The following is a 16624-nucleotide window of genomic DNA, read 5'->3' as shown; positions in this document are numbered from 1 at the left end:
GGGGCCGTGGCCGTACGCCACGGTGCACCGCGCATCACCCTCCGTGATGCCGTTGGCAGTATCAGGCCGGTCTCCGGGCTTGTGAGCGGGCCTTGGCCCAGGCCTGCGCGCCTTCCCGGGTGCTTGCACCCAGTGGCCCTGCGCGGCCGTGACTCACCTACCGTTGCGGGGGCAGCGCCGGAATCGCGCCATGCTGGCACCCACCGGCTTCCCAGTTTCACCCTGCCCAGTCGGGGCTGGCAGGGCACCTGAAACACGCGCGAAGGTTAGAGGGTTGGACCGGGAGCGTCAATCGAAGCGGGCCGCTTTGCAGCCGAACAGGCTCCGCCTGGGTAATGGCCAATTCACCTTGTTGTGCCACACTGAATACAGTGATATCACATAGCCATCACTTTCGGCTGAACGCGATCACAACTACAACAGGAGAGCGCAGCATGCGAGGCCAGATCATCAACAACCCGCGCCTGGAGTTTCTTTCTCCGGTGCTGGAGCGCTGGGGCGACTGTATCGACCGCTTCAACCAGTTTGCTGGCGATGCCGAAGCACCTTACTGGCATGGCGCCGCCGCCAATACGGGGCTGCTTGCCGCAGCGGCCTGGCAAACCAAACTGGCGGCGCTGCAGCAGTTTGCCGGCAAGAAGCAGCGCGACGAAGGTGAACACGAAGGGCGCTGCGACCTGTCGATCAGCAGTGCCGATGAAGCGCTGTACCTCAGTGTCAGTCAGCGCTGGCCAAGAATCGCTCGGCTGGACATGGCCGACGCCCTGCAGCAGACCACTGCCTTGGCGCGCCAGGCGGCCTACCCCAGCCAGTTGAAAGCTGGTGCGCTGTTCATCAGCCCGTGGAAGGCTGGCCAGCATGCCAGCCCCGAGGAACTGCAGGACCTGGTCGACGATCTGCAGAAACATACCGCCTGTGCCATCGCCTGGTACTTCCCGTATGCCTACCGCAAGTTGCACAACGAGCTGGGGCAGTATTTCCCGGGGGTGGCGTTGTTGCTCAAGCAGGCTTGAAGCAACTTCGGCTCAGGCCGGGCGACGTGGCTTCTGTGGGAGCGGGCGTGCCCGCGAAGAACCCAACGCGGTGACTGGCACCGGCTGCGCCGGTGTTCGCGGGCGCGCCCGCTCCCACAGAGCCCCTGCTAAATCTTTCAGTTATATGCGGCTCCATGAGAGCGCGGCCCGTGCCGCGAATGGCCTGCGCGCGTTTCAGGTCCTAACGCATCATGCCGAGTTCGGCATCATCCAGCAGCGCTTTGCCCAAGGCGCAAAGGTAGTGCGCGGCCCAGATCAGCTTTGGCTTTTCTTCCATCAGGCCGTCGATGGTCAGGTCCCGCGCATAGCCGATCAATTCCGAGGCTTGTTCGCGGGCGTTCTGGCAGGAGATGCCGGGTTCGATGCGGAACAGGGGGTGGGTCTGGTTTTCACCTTGAAAGAATATGGTTTTGCCGACTGTGCATTTCGTGTCTTCGGTGGTCATTTAAGGCTCCTGTCGTAGTGAAGCGACCACCAACCGCGGCTAAACAGTATGGTGGCAGCTGTACGTGGGTTAGCCGACCGGGACGTCAGGCACCCGGCGCACCCGCAGGTGCCCCACGCACAGCCGCCATAAGGCGTCAATGCCGATTACTCGGTATTGCTCAGCTGCGGTGTCTGACGATTTCGGGCGGCTAACCCGGTCATTGAAGGTCAACGACATGCCGAGACTAGAGGCCGCATTTGGCGCGCGCAACGGAGAATAGGTGTTAAGAGTGCGGATTCCACGCTGACTCGGACACCCATTCCACGCACATCCGGACAGTGATTCCACGCTGATCCGGACACTCATTCCACGAGCATCCGGACACCGATTCCACGGCCATCCGGACACTTTCCAGGCAGGCAGCTACGCAGGATTTATTCACTACCATCGACCTCTTTTTCGAAGCAGAGAGGTCGTCGTGGAGCGTTTGTCCATGCGTAAAATCCGTGAGGTGTTGCGCCTCAAGTTCGATTGCGGGCTGTCTGTCCGTAAGATCTCCCGCAGTCTGGGCATAGGCCACAGCAGTGCCGGTGATTACCTCTGTCGCTTTGCCGCCAGCGGTCTAGCCTGGCCCTGCTCGTTGTCCGATTCCGAACTGGAACAGCAACTGTTCCCACTGGCCCCTGCGGTGCCCAGTGAGCAGCGGCCACTGCCTGATTGGTCTTGGGTGCACGCCGAGCTGCGTCGCCCCGGCGTGACCCTGGCGCTGCTCTGGCAGGAGTATCGCCTGAGCCAGCCGCAGGGTTTTCAGTACAGCTGGTTCTGCGAGCACTACCGGGCCTGGCAGGGCAAGCTGGACGTGGTGATGCGCCAGGAACATCGCGTCGGCGAGAAGTTGTTCGTCGACTACGCCGGGCAGACGGTGCCGGTGATCGACCGGCACAGCGGCGAGATCCGCCAGGCGCAGGTGTTCGTCGCGGTGCTCGGCGCCTCCAGCTACACCTTCGCCGAAGCCACCTGGTCGCAGCAGCTGCCGGACTGGCTGGGCTCGCATACCCGCTGCTTCGCCTTCCTCGGGGGCGTGCCGGAGATCGTGGTGCCGGACAACCTGCGCAGCGCGGTGAGTAAGAGCCATCGCTACGAGCCGGACATCAACCCGAGCTACCGCGATCTGGCCGAGCACTATGGCGTGGCGGTGGTGCCGGCGCGGGCGCGTAAGCCGCGCGACAAGGCTAAGGCCGAGGTCGGCGTGCAGGTGGTCGAGCGCTGGATCCTCGCCGCGCTGAGGAACCGCCAGTTCTTCTCCTTGAACGAACTCAACAGCGCCATCGCCTTATTGCTGGAGCGCCTCAACCGACGACCGTTTCGCAAGCTGCCGGGCTCCCGGCACTCGGCCTTCGAAGCCCTGGATCGTCCGGTGCTGCGGCCGCTGCCGGAGCAACCCTACGTGTATGCCGAGTGGAAGAAGGCGCGTGTGCACATCGACTACCACGTCGAGGTTGATGGGCACTACTACTCGGTGCCGTACCAACTGGTGAAGAAACAACTGGAAGTACGCCTGACAGCGCGCACGGTGGAGTGCTTCCACGCCAATCAGCGGGTGGCCAGCCATCTTCGCTCACCGCACAAGGGCCGGCACAGCACACAGGCCGAGCACATGCCCAAGAGCCATCGCGAGCACGCCGAGTGGACGCCACAACGGCTGATCCGCTGGGCTGAGCAGACCGGGCCGAACACGGCCGGCGTGATCAGCCACATCCTCGAACGGCGCATCCACCCAACCCAAGGCTACCGGGCCTGCCTGGGCATCCTGCGCCTGGGCAAGACCCATGGCGAAGTGCGCTTGGAGTTGGCCTGCCGTCGCGCCCTCAGCCTCGGTGCGTGCAGCTACAAGAGCCTCGAATCGATCCTGCGCCAGGGTTTGGAAAGCCTGCCGTTGGCTCAAGCCAACCTGCCCCTGCTGCCGGACGACCACGCCAATCTGCGCGGCCCCGGCTACTACCACTGAACACAAGGAATCCCACCATGCTGCCCCATCCGACCCTGGACAAGCTCCAGACCCTGCGCCTGACCGGCATGCTCAAGGCACTCGCCGAGCAACTGAAAACCCCCGACATCGACAGCCTGAGCTTCGTGGAACGCCTCGGCCTGCTGGTCGACCGCGAACTGACCGAACGCGACGACAAGCGCCTCAGCAGCCGCCTGCGTCAGGCCCGGCTCAAGCACAACGCCTGCCTCGAAGACATCGACTACCGCAGCCCGCGCGGACTCGACAAGGCGCTGATCCTCCAGCTGAGCAGCGGTCAGTGGTTACGCGACGGACTCAACCTGATCATCAACGGGCCCACCGGCGTGGGTAAAACCTGGCTGGCCTGCGCCCTGGCACACCAGGCCTGCCGAGAGGGTTACAGCGTGCGTTACCTGCGCTTGCCGCGCCTGTTGGAAGAGTTGGGCCTAGCCCATGGCGACGGGCGCTTCGCCAAGCTGATGAGCGGCTATGCCAAGACCGACCTGCTGATCCTTGATGACTGGGGCCTGGCCCCGTTCACCGCCGAACAGCGCCGCGACATGCTGGAGCTACTGGACGACCGCTACGGCCAGCGCTCGACCCTCGTGACCAGCCAAATGCCCGTGGACAACTGGCACGAACTGATCGGCGATCCAACCCTGGCCGATGCCATCCTCGACCGCCTGGTGCACAACGCCTACCGGATCAACCTCAAGGGCGAGTCGATGAGAAAGCGGGTGAAGAAATTGACGGCGCCGGGCGCCTCAGACTAACAATGCAACCCCTGCGTCGCTGCGCTCCGACTGCCTGTCCGAATGATCGTGGAACAGGTGTCCGGATCAGCGTGGGCTGAGTGTCCGAATGGCGTGGAATCCGCAGTTAAGAGTATCTTTGGGAAACGGCCTACAAGAAAGGTGTTAAATCTGATTCTTGGTCTCGCCCCGACGCCACAGCGCATCTCACTGGCACATTGAGTCACCACCAGACCTGCATGCTCTTGCTCTTGCTCTTGCTCTTGCTCTTGCTCTTGCTCTTGCTCTTGCTCTTGCTCTTGCTCTTGCTCTTGCTCTTGCTCTTGCTCTTGCTCTTGCTCTTGCTCTTGCTCTTGCTCTTGCTCTTGCTCTTGCTCTTCGCGACTTCAGGAGGCCGAGCAGAGGTCTTGCGGAGGGAGGTGACGGGCATGGATGCCCGTCAAGCGCTGAGGCCCCATGGATGGGGCCTGCAGCGCGTACTCCCGGGAGCAAGACCGGCGCGAGGGAACCCCGTAGCGTAGCGGAGGGGCCGGATGATGGGAGCGCAGCGTTTTTTGGTTACTTTTTGTCGCGTTTGACAAAAAGTGACTCGCCGTAAGGGCGAAAAGGTGAGTATGCGTCGCGATCGTAAATGGACTATGCGCGCGATCAAGACGTAAGCGTCCGGCGAACTCACCTTCCGAACTCCAGCATTAAGGGCGATGGTGTCCGCGTATTTTTAAGCGGACGCGATCACCCTTATCGCCAGGATTTCCATGCGCCAACGAAGCTCTTATCCCAAGCCATTCAAAGCCCAGGTCGTTCAGGAATGCCTGCAACCTGGCGCAACCGTGTCCAGTGTCGCCATCAGCCACGGCATCAATGCCAACGTCATCCGCAAATGGCTGCCGCTCTATCGAGATCAGCCCGCAGCGGCTTCACTACCGGCTTTCGTCCCGCTAAAAGCCGCACCTAAACGGCCAGTCGAGGCGTCAGTGATCATCGAATTGCCCGTGGCCGGGCAAGTGATCACGGTGAAATGGCCAGCCTCAGATCCCGAGGGCTGCGCACAATTTGTTCGGGCTGTCGCTCAATGATCCGCATCGATGACATCTGGCTGGCCACCGAGCCGATGGACATGCGCGCCGGCACCGAGACGGCACTGGCTCGGGTGATTGCGGTGTTCGGTGCGGCGAAGCCGCACTGCGCTTATCTGTTCGCCAATCGCCGGGCCAACCGGATGAAAGTGCTGGTGCACGACGGCGTGGGCATCTGGCTTGCGGCGCGGCGACTGAACCAAGGCAAGTTCCACTGGCCCGGCATTCGTCATGGCAGTGAGGTCGAACTCGACAGCGAACAACTCCAGGCGTTGGTACTGGGCCTGCCGTGGCAGCGCGTTGGTGCAGGCGGTGTGATTACCGTGCTGTAACCGCCGGCCATTTGGCCGGTCTACTTGTCGTCGTCCCGCGCCTGCTCTGGCACAATCGGCGGTATGACTTTCTCGCCCAACCTCGACCAGATGACCCCGGAACAGCTTCGTGCCTTGGCGGCACAGGCGTTGCAATTGCAGTCCCAGGTCGAGGCGATGAGCAGAAAGATCCAGAACGATGAAATCCTCATCGAACAGTTCAAGTTCGAAATCGCCCTGCTCAAACGCCACAAGTTTGCCAAGCGCAGCGAGCAAATCAGCCCGGCGCAAAGCAGCTTGCTGGATGACCTGCTCGACACCGACCTTGAGGCTATCGAGGCCGAGCTGAAACAGCTTCTCCCAGCTGCGCCACAGGCCGAACCACGGCAGTCCCCGAAACGAGCGCCCTTGCCGCCGCAGTTTCCACGCACAGTAATTCGTCACGAACCTGAAAACACCCAGTGCGCCTGCGGCTGCCAACTTCAACGCATCGGCGAAGACGTCAGCGAGAAGCTGGATTACACGCCGGGCGTATTTACCGTCGAGCAACATGTGCGTGGTAAATGGGCCTGCCGTCAGTGCGAAACCCTGATTCAGGCGCCGGTGCCGGCGCAGGTTATCGACAAAGGTATCCCGACCGCAGGTTTGTTGGCCCACGTGATGGTGGCCAAGTTTGCCGATCACTTGCCGCTGTACCGGCAGGAGAAAATCTTTGGTCGCGCCGGACTGGCAATTGCTCGTTCGACCTTGGCGCAATGGGTCGGACAAACTGGCGTGAGACTTCAGCCGCTAGTTGATGCTCTGCGTGAAGCGGTGCTGAACCAGGGTGTGATTCACGCCGATGAAACACCGGTGCAAATGCTTGCGCCAGGCGAGAAGAAAACCCACCGGGCCTATGTCTGGGCGTACAGCACGACGCCGTTTTCGGCGCTCAACGCGGTGGTTTACGACTTCAGCCCAAGCCGTGCCGGACAACATGCACGCAACTTCCTGGGCGACTGGAACGGTAAGCTGGTTTGCGATGACTTCGCTGGCTACAAGGCCGGATTTGAGCAAGGCATCACTGAAATCGGCTGCATGGCTCACGCCCGTCGCAAGTTCTTTGATCTGCACGTAGCGAACAAAAGTCAGCTGGCCGAACAGGCACTGCACTCGATCAGCGGCTTGTACGAGGTCGAACGTCAGGCGCGGGACATGAGTGATGAAGAGCGCTGGCGAATACGACAAGAATTGGCGGTGCCGATCCTCAAAACACTGCATGACTGGATGTTGGCCCAGCGCGACTTGGTGCCCAACGGATCAGCCACAGCCAAAGCCCTCGATTACAGCCTGAAACGCTGGGTAGCGCTGACGCGCTACTTGGACGATGGGGCTGTGCCCATCGACAACAACCAGGTCGAGAACCAGATACGGCCATGGGCACTCGGGCGCTCGAACTGGTTGTTTGCCGGGTCGCTGCGCAGCGGCAAGCGCGCGGCGGCGATCATGAGTTTGATCCAGTCGGCACGCATGAATGGGCATGATCCGTATGCCTATCTCAAGGATGTACTGACGCGGCTGCCGACCCAACGGGCCAGTGAGATCGGACAGTTGCTGCCGCATCAGTGGGTGCCGGCCTGACTTACGCAAGGTGAGTTCGCCGGACGCTTACATCAAGACCAGTACTTTTTCAGCTCTTCGCTCTTCGCTCTTCGCTCTTCGCTCTTCGCTTTCAAGCGTGGGCATCAACAACAAGGTCAACATTCATTTTCGAAGGTGGCGCTTAATCACCTTTCCGCCCTTACGGCGGGTCACTTTTTGTCAAACGCGACAAAAAGTAACCAAAAAACGCTGGCTCCTATCATCCGGCCCCTACGCTGCGCTCCGGGGTCCCCTCGCTACGGGCCTGCTCCCGGGAGTACGCGCTGCAGGCCCCATCCATGGGGCCTCAGCGCTTGACGGGCATCCATGCCCGTCACCTCCCTCCGCAGTCCCTTCGCTCGGCCTCCTGAAGTCGCAATCGGTGGCGCCTGAACTATCGCGCGCTTAGAAGCAAAAGCAACGGCAACGGCAGTTGGAAAGTTGCCGGGAACCTGGCGAATGTCACCGACCTCTCAATTCATAGGCCCTGTTAGGAGGACGCCGCCCCATGAAACACCTGACGCCTTGGTTATTGGCCGCCAGCCTGACTGCCTGCGGCGAAACCGCCCTGCTGAATGTACTCGACGGCAGTGGTCCAACCCCCCAGCTGCCTGCTCCGGTCAAGACAACCCTCCCCACCGTGAATATCGCCCCGGCAGTGGGCTGGCCCAAGGACGCCAAGCCCGAGGTAGCACCAGGCACTCAGGTGAAAGCATTCGCCAGCGGGCTCGACCACCCTCGCTGGCTATACCTGCTGCCCAACGGCGACGTCCTGGTAGCCGAAACCAATGCCCCATCCAAGCCCGAAGATGGCAAAGGCCTGCGCGGCTGGGTCATGAAGAAGGTGATGAAGCGGGCAGGCGCAGGCGTACCCAGCGCAAACCGCATTACCCTGTTACGTGACGCCGACCACGACGGCGTGGCTGAAATCCGTACGACCTTCATCGAAGAGCTCAACTCACCGTTCGGCATGGCGCTGGTCGGGAAGGACCTGTATATCGCCAACACCGACAGGTTGATGCGCTTTCACTATGAGCCCGGTGCCATGCAAATTCGCAATGAAGGCCAGCCAGTGGTCGAGTTGCCAGGCGGGCCGCTCAACCACCACTGGACCAAGAACGTGATCGCCAGCCCTGATGGCAAGAAGCTTTTCGTGACGGTCGGCTCCAACAGCAACGTAGGCGAAAACGGTATGGACAAGGAACAGGGACGCGCCGCGATCTGGGAAGTGGACCCCACCAGCGGCCAGCACCGCCTGTTCGCCACCGGCCTGCGCAACCCTAACGGCCTGGCCTGGGAGCCGCACAGCGGTACGTTGTGGACGGCAGTCAACGAGCGTGACGAGATCGGTAGCGATCTGGTACCGGACTACATCACTTCCGTGAAGGACGGCGGTTTCTATGGCTGGCCCTATAGCTACTACGGCCGCCACGTGGACGAGCGCGTGCAACCGCCAGCGCCTGAAAAAGTAGCCCAGGCGCTGGTGCCCGACTACGCCGTAGGCCCACACACGGCATCGCTAGGGCTGGCATTCGCCGAACCGAACGGGCTACCACCGCCCTTCGAACAAGGGGCATTCGTGGGCCAGCACGGGTCGTGGAACCGCAAGCCACACAGTGGCTACAAGGTGATTTTCGTACCGTTCGACCCATCAGGAAAGCCCTCGGGCAAGCCCGTAGACCTGCTTACCGGTTTTCTGGATGAGCATGGCAAGGCCCAAGGGCGCCCGGTCGGCGTAATCACCGACGGGCGTGGCGGCGTGCTGGTAGCCGATGATGTCGGCAACGTGGTCTGGCGGGTGAGCAAAGCCCCGCCTGTCCTCAGGGGTTCTGCGCCAGATGCCCTTGCGGAATGACGCGCTTGGCCTGCAGGTAAGCCTTGGCCCAGTAACTGTTGGACAGGTAGTCCAGACGCACCGTGCCACCGCTGGAAGGTGCATGCACGAAGCGCCCTTCCCCGACATAGATGCCCGCATGGCTGACCTGCGAGCCGCCACTGGTGGCGAAGAACACCAGGTCGCCGGACTGCAGCGACTTGGCATCCACGGTTGGCGCGCGCATTACGATCATCTCACGCGTCGAACGCGGCAGGCTTATGCCGGCAGCATCACGATAGACGTACTTGATCAGGCCACTGCAATCGAAACCGGAGTCCGGCGTATTGCCACCCCAGCGATAAGGCGTGCCCACCAGGCCGATGGCACGCATCAGCACGTCATCGGCAATCGGCGAAGGGCTGGGCTGGCTATAGGTTACCTGCGGCTGTACCACAGGAGCCGGCGCAGGCGCACGGCTGGAGCAGGCAGCCAGCAAGGCTGCCAAGGAGAGAAATGCGAAGCGCGCCATCTTTACCATGGCCAGAACATCCTGTCTGAGTCCGCTGGGCCGCAGCCGAAAAGAGTTGAGAAATTAGATTAGACGCTTTCTATAAATGCGCACGGCGGCGAGCTTTTTTTCAAAGCATCGCCGCCGCGGCAGGGTACATCATTTTGCTATCAGTTGCGCGCGATATTGGTGGTCGGCGCCATGGCCAAGGCACGCTTGGCTTCGATGAAGGTCTTGCTCCAGTAGCGGTCACCGAGGCTGTCGATGCGCACACCACCGCTGCGGCGGCTGCTGGAGTGAATGAACTGGTTGTCACCCAGGTAAATGCCAGCATGGCTGACTCGGCCGCGACCATTGGTGCTGAAGAACAGCAGGTCACCTGGCTTGAGTTTGTTGCGGGCCACTTTCGGGGCATCGACGTTGATCATTTCACGCGTGGAACGCGGCAGGGTCACACCCGCCTCTTCGCGGAACAGATAGCCGATGAAACCACTGCAGTCGAAGCCGGACTTCTCCGAGGTACCGCCGAAGCGATAGCGAGTGCCGATCAGCGACATGCCGCGCTCGAGAATGCTGTCAGCCAGAGCTGGCAACTGGTAAGGCTTGCTGCTGGAGAAGGCCTCCAGGTCATCTTCGGTAGCCAGCTCTTCCGGCTCGCCGAATACCGACGAGGAGGAGGCTTTGGCCTTGAAGGCCGATTGTGCGGCGATCGGGGAGTGATCCTGGGACTGCAGCTCTGAATGAGAAGCTGGGCCTTGGGCCGCGCAGCCAAAAAGCAGGGTCACGAGTGCGAGTGGCACGAGGGGTGCGAAGCGCTTCAGCATGGGCACGACCGTGTCTGTAATCCTTTAGAAGGGTGAAACTATGCCCTCTATCATGGCCATTTGCAAATTTTATCGAAAAAGATGTGACTTTTTCGTTTTGCCGCTCTGGCCCAGCGTTTTCGGGGCTACCAGCCCAGGGTTTCTTTGAGGAAAGGGATGGTGAGCTTGCGCTGTGCCTGCAACGAGGCCTGATCGAGGCGTTCCAGCAGGTCGAACAACGCGCTCATGCTGCGTGCGCCGCGGGTGAGGATGAAGTGGCCGACTTCGTCGGTAAGGTGCAGGCCACGGCGCGAAGCACGCAGTTGCAGGGCACGCAGCTTGTCTTCATCGGACAGGCCACGCATCTGGAACACCAGGGCCAGGGTCAGCCGCGACTTCAGGTCGGGCAGCTTGATCGGCAGTTCGCGCGGCGATGCCGAGGCGGCCAGCAGCAGGCGCCGGCCGCTGTCACGCAGGCGGTTGAACAGGTGGAACATGGCCTCTTCCCAGTCAGCCTTGCCGGCGATCACGTGCAGGTCGTCGATGCACACCAGTTCGTACTGGGCCAGGTAGTCGAGCAGCCCTACGCCACGATCGAGCAATTGCGCCAGCGGCAGGTAGACGGCTGGCTCGCCGCGTTGCTGGAAGCGGTGGGTAGCGGCCTGTAGCAGGTGGGTACGGCCAACACCTTGCTTGCCCCACAGGTAGATAAGGCTCTCGGTCCAGCCGGCGTCGGCTTCGCATAGCCGCTCGACGTAGCCCAATGCCGCAGCATTGGCGCCCGGATAGTAGTTGATGAAGGTGGCGTCATCGCGCAGGCGCACACCCAGGGGCAACTGGATCGGTGGTTTCATGCTCGCGGGCGGTCGACAGGACCGCAGGGGGCCTTTGGTGAACAATGTGCAAAGTCTATACCCGCAGCGCGGGGCGCACAATCACGGCAGCGGATAGCACAAGTAAAATCAATGAGTTGCGCTTTTTTGGCTATTTTGGGGCTGCTTTGCAACCCTTCGCGGGCTTGTCCGCTCCCACAGGGGGCGCGTAAATCATGGGCTCAGCGACACATCTGTGGGAGCGGGCAAGCCCGCGAAGGGCCGCAACGCGGCCCCAATTTTCTTAACTGGCCGGCATTAAGGCGGCCCTGGGATCACAACTCCGGGTCGATATCCCCGGCATACATGTCCGATTCCTTGTACAAGTCATGCACATGCCGCAGCAGCACCATGATCACCGCCGCCACCGGCAGCGCCAGCAACACCCCGGTAAAGCCGAACAGCTCACCGCCGGCCAGGATCGCGAAAATCACCGCAACCGGGTGCAGGCCAATGCGGTCACCGACCAGCAGCGGGGTCAGCACCATGCCTTCCAGCGCCTGGCCGACCATGAACACTGCGACGATACCCAGCATCGGGTACAGGTCGCCGCCATACTGGAACAGGCCAGCCACCAAGGCCGCGCCGATGCCGATGATGAAACCCATGTACGGCACGATGGCAGCCAACCCGGCGAGCATGCCGATCAGTAGCCCCAGTTCCAGCCCCACCAGCATCAGCCCGGCCGAATAGATGATGCCCAGGGCCACCATCACCATCAATTGCCCGCGCACGAACGCCCCCAGCACCTCATGGCATTCGCCTGCAAGGCCCATCACTTGCGGCTCACGCTGGCGCGGCAGCAGGCCACGCAGCTTGGCCATCATCAGGTCCCAGTCGCGCAGCAGATAGAAACCCACCACCGGGATCAGCACCATGTTGGCCAGCCAGGCCATCAGCGCCAGGCTCGAGGCAGTGGCATGGGACAGCAGCACACCGACGATATCGGTGGTCTGGCCCATGTGCGTGCCGATGGCGGCCTTGATCTTGTCGAACTTCCAGAAGCCGTCAGCCAGGCCCAGGCGGCTCTGCACCCAGGGCAGCGCCACGTGCTCGAGCCAGTCGAGCATCTGCGGCGCCAGTTCGTACAGGCGCACCAGCTGCTTGGCCAGCAGCGGCACCAAAACCAGCAGCAAGGCCAGCAACAGCAAGGTGAACAGGCCGAACACCACCACTACGCCCCAGGTGCGCGACAGCCCCAGGCGCTCCAGGCGGTCAACCAGCGGGTCGGCCAGATAGGCCAGCAGCACGCCGACCAGGAACGGGGTAAGAATGTTGTGCAGGCTGTAAAGCAGCACGGCGACCAGCAGGGCAACGCCCAGCCAGATCCAACGACGTACGTCGGTCACGGTGTGCTCCTCTTACCAGCGAAAACGCAAACCGTCGAACGGCTTGGGTGCTGGCTGGGCCGGCACTGGTTGCCCAGCGCCGGCAGCGTCTGCCGGAGCTGGAGGGGGCTGCACAGCGGGCGCCTGCTCTACCGGTACTTCCTGCAGCTTGGCCAGGCCAAGCTGGGCGCGCAGCTGTTCGCGGTTGGCGGTCACGCCGTAGGTCAGGGTGCTGCCTTCGGCCATCTGCAGGCGCGGGCCAAAGGGTTCGAGCACGCGGGCCAGCTCGGCGTAGCGCTGCAGGTTCATCCCCTGCACTTGCACCTGCAACTGGCTGCTGGCGCCCGGGCGGGTGACGTAGCGCGGCGCCAGGCTGCTGCTGAGCGCCAGCATCACGGCGTCGGCCAGTGCTGCCGGGTCGGCACCCTCGGCAGTGCCATGTTCACGCTGGTCGCCCAGCCAAAGCTGCCATTTGCCCTGCCATTTGCCGTCGGCTTCCCGGGCATGCACCGCCAGCAAGGCATCGGCGCCGTAGCGCCCTGAGGCTTCGCGCAGCGCCGCAGGGTCACTGCCTTCGATCTGCTCGGCATTGGCCACCAATTGCTCCTGCAGGTCGGCCAGCGGCAGCCGCAACGGCAGGCCACGGTGCTGGGCGGCACGACGCAGGGGCTGGGCGCTGGCCTGGCCGTCACCTACCAGGTTGCTGCCTTCGACACTGTCGTTCAGCCACCAGCCGAGAATCGAGGGTCGGTTGCTGCCCCACAATGCCAGGCCGGCCTTGCGCAAGGCCCGTTCGGTACTGCCAGGGTCGAACTCGACCAGCACCGATTCGGGTGGCCCGGCTTCGCTGGCGACCTGGTTGATGATTTGCTGCGGGTCCTTGCGCAAAGCGGCCAATGCCGGGCTTTGCGCCGCCTTGGGGTCGCCGGTCAGGCGCGTTACCAGGGTATCGAGAGCCTGGATGGTAGCCGCGGCACGGGCTTCGGCGCCCTGCCCTGTCACCGGCTCGCGCACCTGGTAAAGGCCGGTGACATTTTCAGCCTGGGCAGTGGCCGAGATCAGGGCCAGGCAACCGGCTGCCAGAATATTGAAGAGACGCATGGAGGATTCCTGTCCATTTACCGCAATGCCTATACCTTATACACGGGGGCGAAAGGTAACCAGTCGCGAGGATGAAAGATTGGTTGCGGAGATTGCCTGGGAAATGTGATGGTCTGACAGGTGCTCGCCGCAACAGGTTCAGCGCCTGCGCGTGCATGGCGCGGCCCTTGTGGCGTACACCCCCAACTTTTTACCTATTTTCATGCCCTGCCCGTCGGCCTGAGGATGGCCGCTGCCCGGCAACCCTGATAAAATCGCGCGCCTTCACAGACCACTGACGTTTCAGGCAGCCGCCGCTTACCAGCCGGCCTTGGCCGTCATGGTCGTTTTTAAGAATCCCTCCCTCCTAAAGGCCTGGATCAATGAGCAAGCAACCCTCCCTGAGCTACAAGGACGCCGGTGTAGACATCGACGCCGGCGAAGCACTGGTCGAACGCATCAAGGGCGTGGCAAAACGCACCGCACGCCCTGAAGTCATGGGTGGCCTGGGCGGCTTCGGCGCCCTCTGCGAGATCCCGGCCGGCTACAAGCAGCCGGTGCTGGTCTCCGGCACCGACGGCGTCGGCACCAAGCTGCGTCTGGCACTGAACCTGAACAAGCACGACAGCATCGGCCAGGACCTGGTCGCCATGTGCGTCAACGACCTGGTAGTGTGCGGCGCCGAGCCATTGTTCTTCCTCGACTACTATGCCACCGGCAAACTGAACGTCGACGTGGCCGCCACCGTGGTCACCGGCATCGGTGCCGGCTGCGAACTGGCCGGCTGCTCGCTGGTCGGTGGTGAAACCGCCGAAATGCCTGGCATGTACGAAGGCGAAGACTACGATCTGGCCGGCTTCTGCGTCGGCGTGGTGGAAAAGGCCGAGATCATCGACGGCTCCAAGGTTGCCACCGGCGACGCACTGATCGCCCTGCCGTCCTCGGGACCGCACTCCAACGGCTACTCGCTGATCCGCAAGATCCTCGAAGTGTCCGCCACCGACATCGAGAACACCCAGCTGGACGGCAAGCCGCTGACCGACCTGCTGATGGCGCCGACCCGCATCTACGTCAAGCCGCTGCTGCAACTGATCAAGAACACCGGCGCGGTCAAGGCCATGGCCCACATCACCGGTGGCGGCCTGCTGGACAACATCCCGCGCGTACTGCCGGCCAACGCCCAGGCGGTCATCGACGTGGCCAGCTGGCAGCGCCCGGCGGTATTCGACTTCCTGCAGGAAAAAGGCAACGTCGACGAGCATGAAATGCACCGCGTGCTGAACTGCGGCGTCGGCATGGTCATCTGCGTGGCCCAGGACCAGGTAGAAGCAGCCCTGAACGAACTGCGCGCCGCTGGCGAGCAGCCATGGGTGATCGGCCACATCGCCGAAGCCGCCGAAGGCGCTGCCCAGGTCGAGCTGCAAAACCTCAAGGCACACTGATGCCAAGCAAGACCTGCAATGTAGTGGTACTGCTGTCGGGCTCCGGCAGCAACCTGCAAGCCCTGATCGACAGCTGCCAAGGCCAGGACAGCCCGGTGCGCATCCGTGCAGTGGTTTCCAACCGCGCCGATGCCTACGGCCTGCAACGCGCCGCGGCGGCCGGCATAGACAGCGTCGTGCTCGAGCACACCCAGTTCGACGGCCGTGAAGCCTTCGATGCCGCGCTGATGGCGCGCATCGACGGTTTCGCCCCCGACCTGGTGGTGCTGGCCGGTTTCATGCGCATCCTCAGTGGCGACTTCGTGCGCCACTACCAGGGCCGCCTGCTCAACATCCACCCGTCGCTGCTGCCCAAGTACAAGGGCTTGCATACCCACCGTCGGGCGCTGGAGGCAGGCGACGGCGAGCACGGCTGCAGCGTACACTTCGTGACTGAGGAACTCGATGGCGGCCCTCTGGTCGTACAGGCTGTGGTGCCGGTGGTGCCTGACGACACCGTCGAAAGCCTGGCCCAGCGGGTACACCGCCAGGAACACCTGATTTACCCGCTGGCGGTGCGCTGGTTCGCCGAAGGGCGCTTGCGTCTTGGCGAACAGGGTGCATTACTGGATGGCCAGCCACTGGCGGCCAGCGGTCACTTGATTCGATCCTAGGAGAATTTATGCGTCGCGCCCTGCTCTTGGCTCTCGCCGTGCTCGCCCTGCCCCTCCAGGCAGCTGATCTGAAGCCTTTCTCGGCCAGCTATACCGCAGACTGGAAGCAACTGCCCATGAGCGGCACCGCCGAGCGCAGCCTGGTCAAGAATGCCAACGGTACCTGGGACCTTAATTTCAAGGCTTCCATGATGATCGCCAGCCTGACCGAGCAAAGCACCCTGCGCATGGACAACGACACCCTGCTGCCACAGAAGTACCACTTCGAGCGTGGTGGCCTGGGCAAGGCCAAGAAGGTCGACCTGACTTTCGACTGGAACAGCAAAAAGGTCACCGGCAGCGACCGTGGCGATGCCATCAACCTGCCGCTGAACCGTGGTGTGCTGGACAAGTCGTCCTACCAGTTGGCCCTGCAACATGACTTGGCCGCCGGCAAGAAGAGCATGACCTACCAGGTGGTCGATGGTGACGAGATCGACACCTACGACTTCCGCGTGCTGGGCACCGAAAAGGTCACTACCAAGACTGGCCAGGTCGATGCGGTGAAGGTCGAGCGCGTGCGCGACCCAAGCCAGAGCAAGCGCATCACCGAGCTGTGGTTCGCCAAGAACTGGGACTACCTGCTGGTGCAACTGCGCCAGGTCGAGACCGATGGCAAGGAATACGTGATCGTGCTGCAGGATGGCACGGTCGATGGCAAGCCGGTGAAGGGCAACTGAGCCAGCGCTGCCAGCAGTACCCGAAGCCCCGCCTTGTGCGGGGCTTTTTTTTGATTGCGCTCCGGCTTCCATGAAACTTGTTTCATGCCGGTTTTATTTACTTAGCCTGCTAACAAACTCTATAAAGAGGTTGTGCGACACAGTGTCGCAGCCAACTGAAACAGTGGAGTTTAAC

General features: G+C 62.3%; 17 protein-coding genes and 1 riboswitch. Of the genes, 10 read left to right on the top strand and 7 right to left on the bottom strand.

All coding sequences use genetic code 11. From position 1 onward, the window contains the following. Positions 1 to 46 precede the first annotated feature (46 nt). Positions 47 to 267: riboswitch (cobalamin riboswitch) on the bottom strand. Positions 268 to 434: 167 nt separating this feature from the next. Further along, the gene (locus tag KDB76_RS07275; protein ID WP_038408887.1) at positions 435 to 1013 is read left to right on the top strand and encodes a hypothetical protein; all 579 of its coding nucleotides are present in this window, start codon (positions 435 to 437) and stop codon (positions 1011 to 1013) included. A gap of 202 nt (positions 1014 to 1215) precedes the next feature. On the opposite strand, the gene KDB76_RS07270 is transcribed toward KDB76_RS07275, so the two are convergent. Continuing rightward, positions 1216 to 1479 (bottom strand): DUF3077 domain-containing protein, encoded by a 264-nt coding sequence (locus tag KDB76_RS07270; protein WP_013971373.1) that lies wholly within the window; start codon positions 1477 to 1479, stop codon positions 1216 to 1218. A 475-nt stretch (positions 1480 to 1954) separates the two neighbouring features. Here KDB76_RS07270 and istA point away from each other — a divergent pair, with 475 nt between their 5' ends. Next, positions 1955 to 3469, top strand: coding sequence for an IS21 family transposase (gene istA, locus KDB76_RS07265; RefSeq protein WP_038408847.1), 1515 nt, complete (start codon positions 1955 to 1957; stop codon positions 3467 to 3469). Between the two features lie 17 nt (positions 3470 to 3486). Then, positions 3487 to 4242, top strand: a complete 756-nt coding sequence (gene istB / locus KDB76_RS07260; RefSeq protein ID WP_038408850.1) for an IS21-like element helper ATPase IstB — start codon at positions 3487 to 3489, stop codon at positions 4240 to 4242. A 202-nt stretch (positions 4243 to 4444) separates the two neighbouring features. On the opposite strand, the gene KDB76_RS07255 is transcribed toward istB, so the two are convergent. Beyond that, positions 4445 to 4651, bottom strand: coding sequence for a hypothetical protein (locus KDB76_RS07255; protein WP_212632251.1), 207 nt, complete (start codon positions 4649 to 4651; stop codon positions 4445 to 4447). 325 nt (positions 4652 to 4976) lie between these two features. Between KDB76_RS07255 and KDB76_RS07250 the strand changes: the two genes are divergently transcribed. The 4 genes from KDB76_RS07250 to KDB76_RS07235 all read left to right on the top strand — a co-directional run bounded on the left by KDB76_RS07250 (position 4977) and on the right by KDB76_RS07235 (position 9083). Continuing rightward, on the top strand, positions 4977 to 5297 hold the full coding sequence (locus tag KDB76_RS07250) for a transposase (RefSeq protein WP_080708168.1): 321 nt from the start codon (positions 4977 to 4979) through the stop codon (positions 5295 to 5297). Continuing rightward, complete coding sequence (gene tnpB, locus KDB76_RS29700) at positions 5294 to 5629, top strand: IS66 family insertion sequence element accessory protein TnpB (RefSeq protein WP_038409817.1); 336 nt, start codon at positions 5294 to 5296, stop codon at positions 5627 to 5629. The genes KDB76_RS07250 and tnpB overlap by 4 nt, the downstream gene beginning before the upstream one ends. A 63-nt stretch (positions 5630 to 5692) precedes the next feature. Next, positions 5693 to 7228 carry an IS66 family transposase gene (locus KDB76_RS07240; RefSeq protein WP_038409819.1) on the top strand — a complete coding sequence of 512 codons (1536 nt, stop codon included), beginning with the start codon at positions 5693 to 5695 and terminating at the stop codon, positions 7226 to 7228. 508 nt (positions 7229 to 7736) lie between these two features. Then, a complete protein-coding gene (locus KDB76_RS07235) occupies positions 7737 to 9083 on the top strand; it encodes a sorbosone dehydrogenase family protein (RefSeq protein ID WP_013971372.1) in 1347 nt (448 codons plus the stop codon). On the opposite strand, the gene KDB76_RS07230 is transcribed toward KDB76_RS07235, so the two are convergent. From KDB76_RS07230 to KDB76_RS07210, 5 genes are all read right to left on the bottom strand, one after another. Continuing rightward, a complete protein-coding gene (locus KDB76_RS07230) occupies positions 9049 to 9582 on the bottom strand; it encodes a C40 family peptidase (RefSeq protein ID WP_013971371.1) in 534 nt (177 codons plus the stop codon). The genes KDB76_RS07235 and KDB76_RS07230 overlap by 35 nt on opposite strands. Before the next feature lie 140 nt (positions 9583 to 9722). Further along, the gene (locus KDB76_RS07225; RefSeq protein ID WP_023663125.1) at positions 9723 to 10376 is read right to left on the bottom strand and encodes an NlpC/P60 family protein; all 654 of its coding nucleotides are present in this window, start codon (positions 10374 to 10376) and stop codon (positions 9723 to 9725) included. 125 nt (positions 10377 to 10501) lie between these two features. Then, on the bottom strand, positions 10502 to 11209 hold the full coding sequence (gene hda, locus KDB76_RS07220) for a DnaA regulatory inactivator Hda (protein ID WP_013971369.1): 708 nt from the start codon (positions 11207 to 11209) through the stop codon (positions 10502 to 10504). Positions 11210 to 11502: 293 nt separating this feature from the next. Beyond that, complete coding sequence (locus KDB76_RS07215) at positions 11503 to 12576, bottom strand: AI-2E family transporter (RefSeq protein WP_013971368.1); 1074 nt, start codon at positions 12574 to 12576, stop codon at positions 11503 to 11505. 12 nt (positions 12577 to 12588) lie between these two features. After that, complete coding sequence (locus KDB76_RS07210) at positions 12589 to 13656, bottom strand: DUF2066 domain-containing protein (protein ID WP_013971367.1); 1068 nt, start codon at positions 13654 to 13656, stop codon at positions 12589 to 12591. 362 nt (positions 13657 to 14018) lie between these two features. On the opposite strand from KDB76_RS07210, the gene purM reads away from it, so the two are divergent. Genes purM through KDB76_RS07195 form a run of 3 tightly spaced genes read left to right on the top strand, consistent with a single transcriptional unit; the run spans position 14019 to position 16449 of the window. Continuing rightward, entirely contained in the window at positions 14019 to 15077 is a 1059-nt protein-coding gene (gene purM / locus KDB76_RS07205) for a phosphoribosylformylglycinamidine cyclo-ligase (RefSeq protein ID WP_013971366.1), read from the top strand. Next, positions 15077 to 15730: a phosphoribosylglycinamide formyltransferase gene (purN, locus tag KDB76_RS07200; RefSeq protein WP_013971365.1), complete on the top strand. Its 654-nt coding sequence runs from the start codon at positions 15077 to 15079 to the stop codon at positions 15728 to 15730. Before purM ends, purN begins: the two co-directional genes overlap by 1 nt. A gap of 8 nt (positions 15731 to 15738) precedes the next feature. After that, a complete protein-coding gene (locus KDB76_RS07195; RefSeq protein WP_023662920.1) occupies positions 15739 to 16449 on the top strand; it encodes a DUF3108 domain-containing protein in 711 nt (236 codons plus the stop codon). The last annotated feature ends 175 nt before the right edge of the window (positions 16450 to 16624 follow it).

Origin of the sequence: Pseudomonas sp. JS425 (assembly GCF_018223845.1) — a bacterium.
In the GTDB taxonomy this organism is placed as follows: domain Bacteria; phylum Pseudomonadota; class Gammaproteobacteria; order Pseudomonadales; family Pseudomonadaceae; genus Aquipseudomonas; species Aquipseudomonas asiatica.
This window is presented reverse-complemented; position numbering and strand designations above follow the sequence as displayed.

Coding starts and splice junctions, on each gene's coding strand:
- KDB76_RS07275 (WP_038408887.1), top strand. CDS start 435: ATGCGAGGCCAGATCATCAACAACCCGCGCCTGGAGTTTCTTTCTCCG.
- KDB76_RS07270 (WP_013971373.1), bottom strand. CDS start 1,479: ATGACCACCGAAGACACGAAATGCACAGTCGGCAAAACCATATTCTTT.
- istA (WP_038408847.1), top strand. CDS start 1,955: ATGCGTAAAATCCGTGAGGTGTTGCGCCTCAAGTTCGATTGCGGGCTG.
- istB (WP_038408850.1), top strand. CDS start 3,487: ATGCTGCCCCATCCGACCCTGGACAAGCTCCAGACCCTGCGCCTGACC.
- KDB76_RS07255 (WP_212632251.1), bottom strand. CDS start 4,651: ATGCCCGTCACCTCCCTCCGCAAGACCTCTGCTCGGCCTCCTGAAGTC.
- KDB76_RS07250 (WP_080708168.1), top strand. CDS start 4,977: ATGCGCCAACGAAGCTCTTATCCCAAGCCATTCAAAGCCCAGGTCGTT.
- tnpB (WP_038409817.1), top strand. CDS start 5,294: ATGATCCGCATCGATGACATCTGGCTGGCCACCGAGCCGATGGACATG.
- KDB76_RS07240 (WP_038409819.1), top strand. CDS start 5,693: ATGACTTTCTCGCCCAACCTCGACCAGATGACCCCGGAACAGCTTCGT.
- KDB76_RS07235 (WP_013971372.1), top strand. CDS start 7,737: ATGAAACACCTGACGCCTTGGTTATTGGCCGCCAGCCTGACTGCCTGC.
- KDB76_RS07230 (WP_013971371.1), bottom strand. CDS start 9,582: ATGGTAAAGATGGCGCGCTTCGCATTTCTCTCCTTGGCAGCCTTGCTG.
- KDB76_RS07225 (WP_023663125.1), bottom strand. CDS start 10,376: ATGCTGAAGCGCTTCGCACCCCTCGTGCCACTCGCACTCGTGACCCTG.
- hda (WP_013971369.1), bottom strand. CDS start 11,209: ATGAAACCACCGATCCAGTTGCCCCTGGGTGTGCGCCTGCGCGATGAC.
- KDB76_RS07210 (WP_013971367.1), bottom strand. CDS start 13,656: ATGCGTCTCTTCAATATTCTGGCAGCCGGTTGCCTGGCCCTGATCTCG.
- purM (WP_013971366.1), top strand. CDS start 14,019: ATGAGCAAGCAACCCTCCCTGAGCTACAAGGACGCCGGTGTAGACATC.
- purN (WP_013971365.1), top strand. CDS start 15,077: ATGCCAAGCAAGACCTGCAATGTAGTGGTACTGCTGTCGGGCTCCGGC.
- KDB76_RS07195 (WP_023662920.1), top strand. CDS start 15,739: ATGCGTCGCGCCCTGCTCTTGGCTCTCGCCGTGCTCGCCCTGCCCCTC.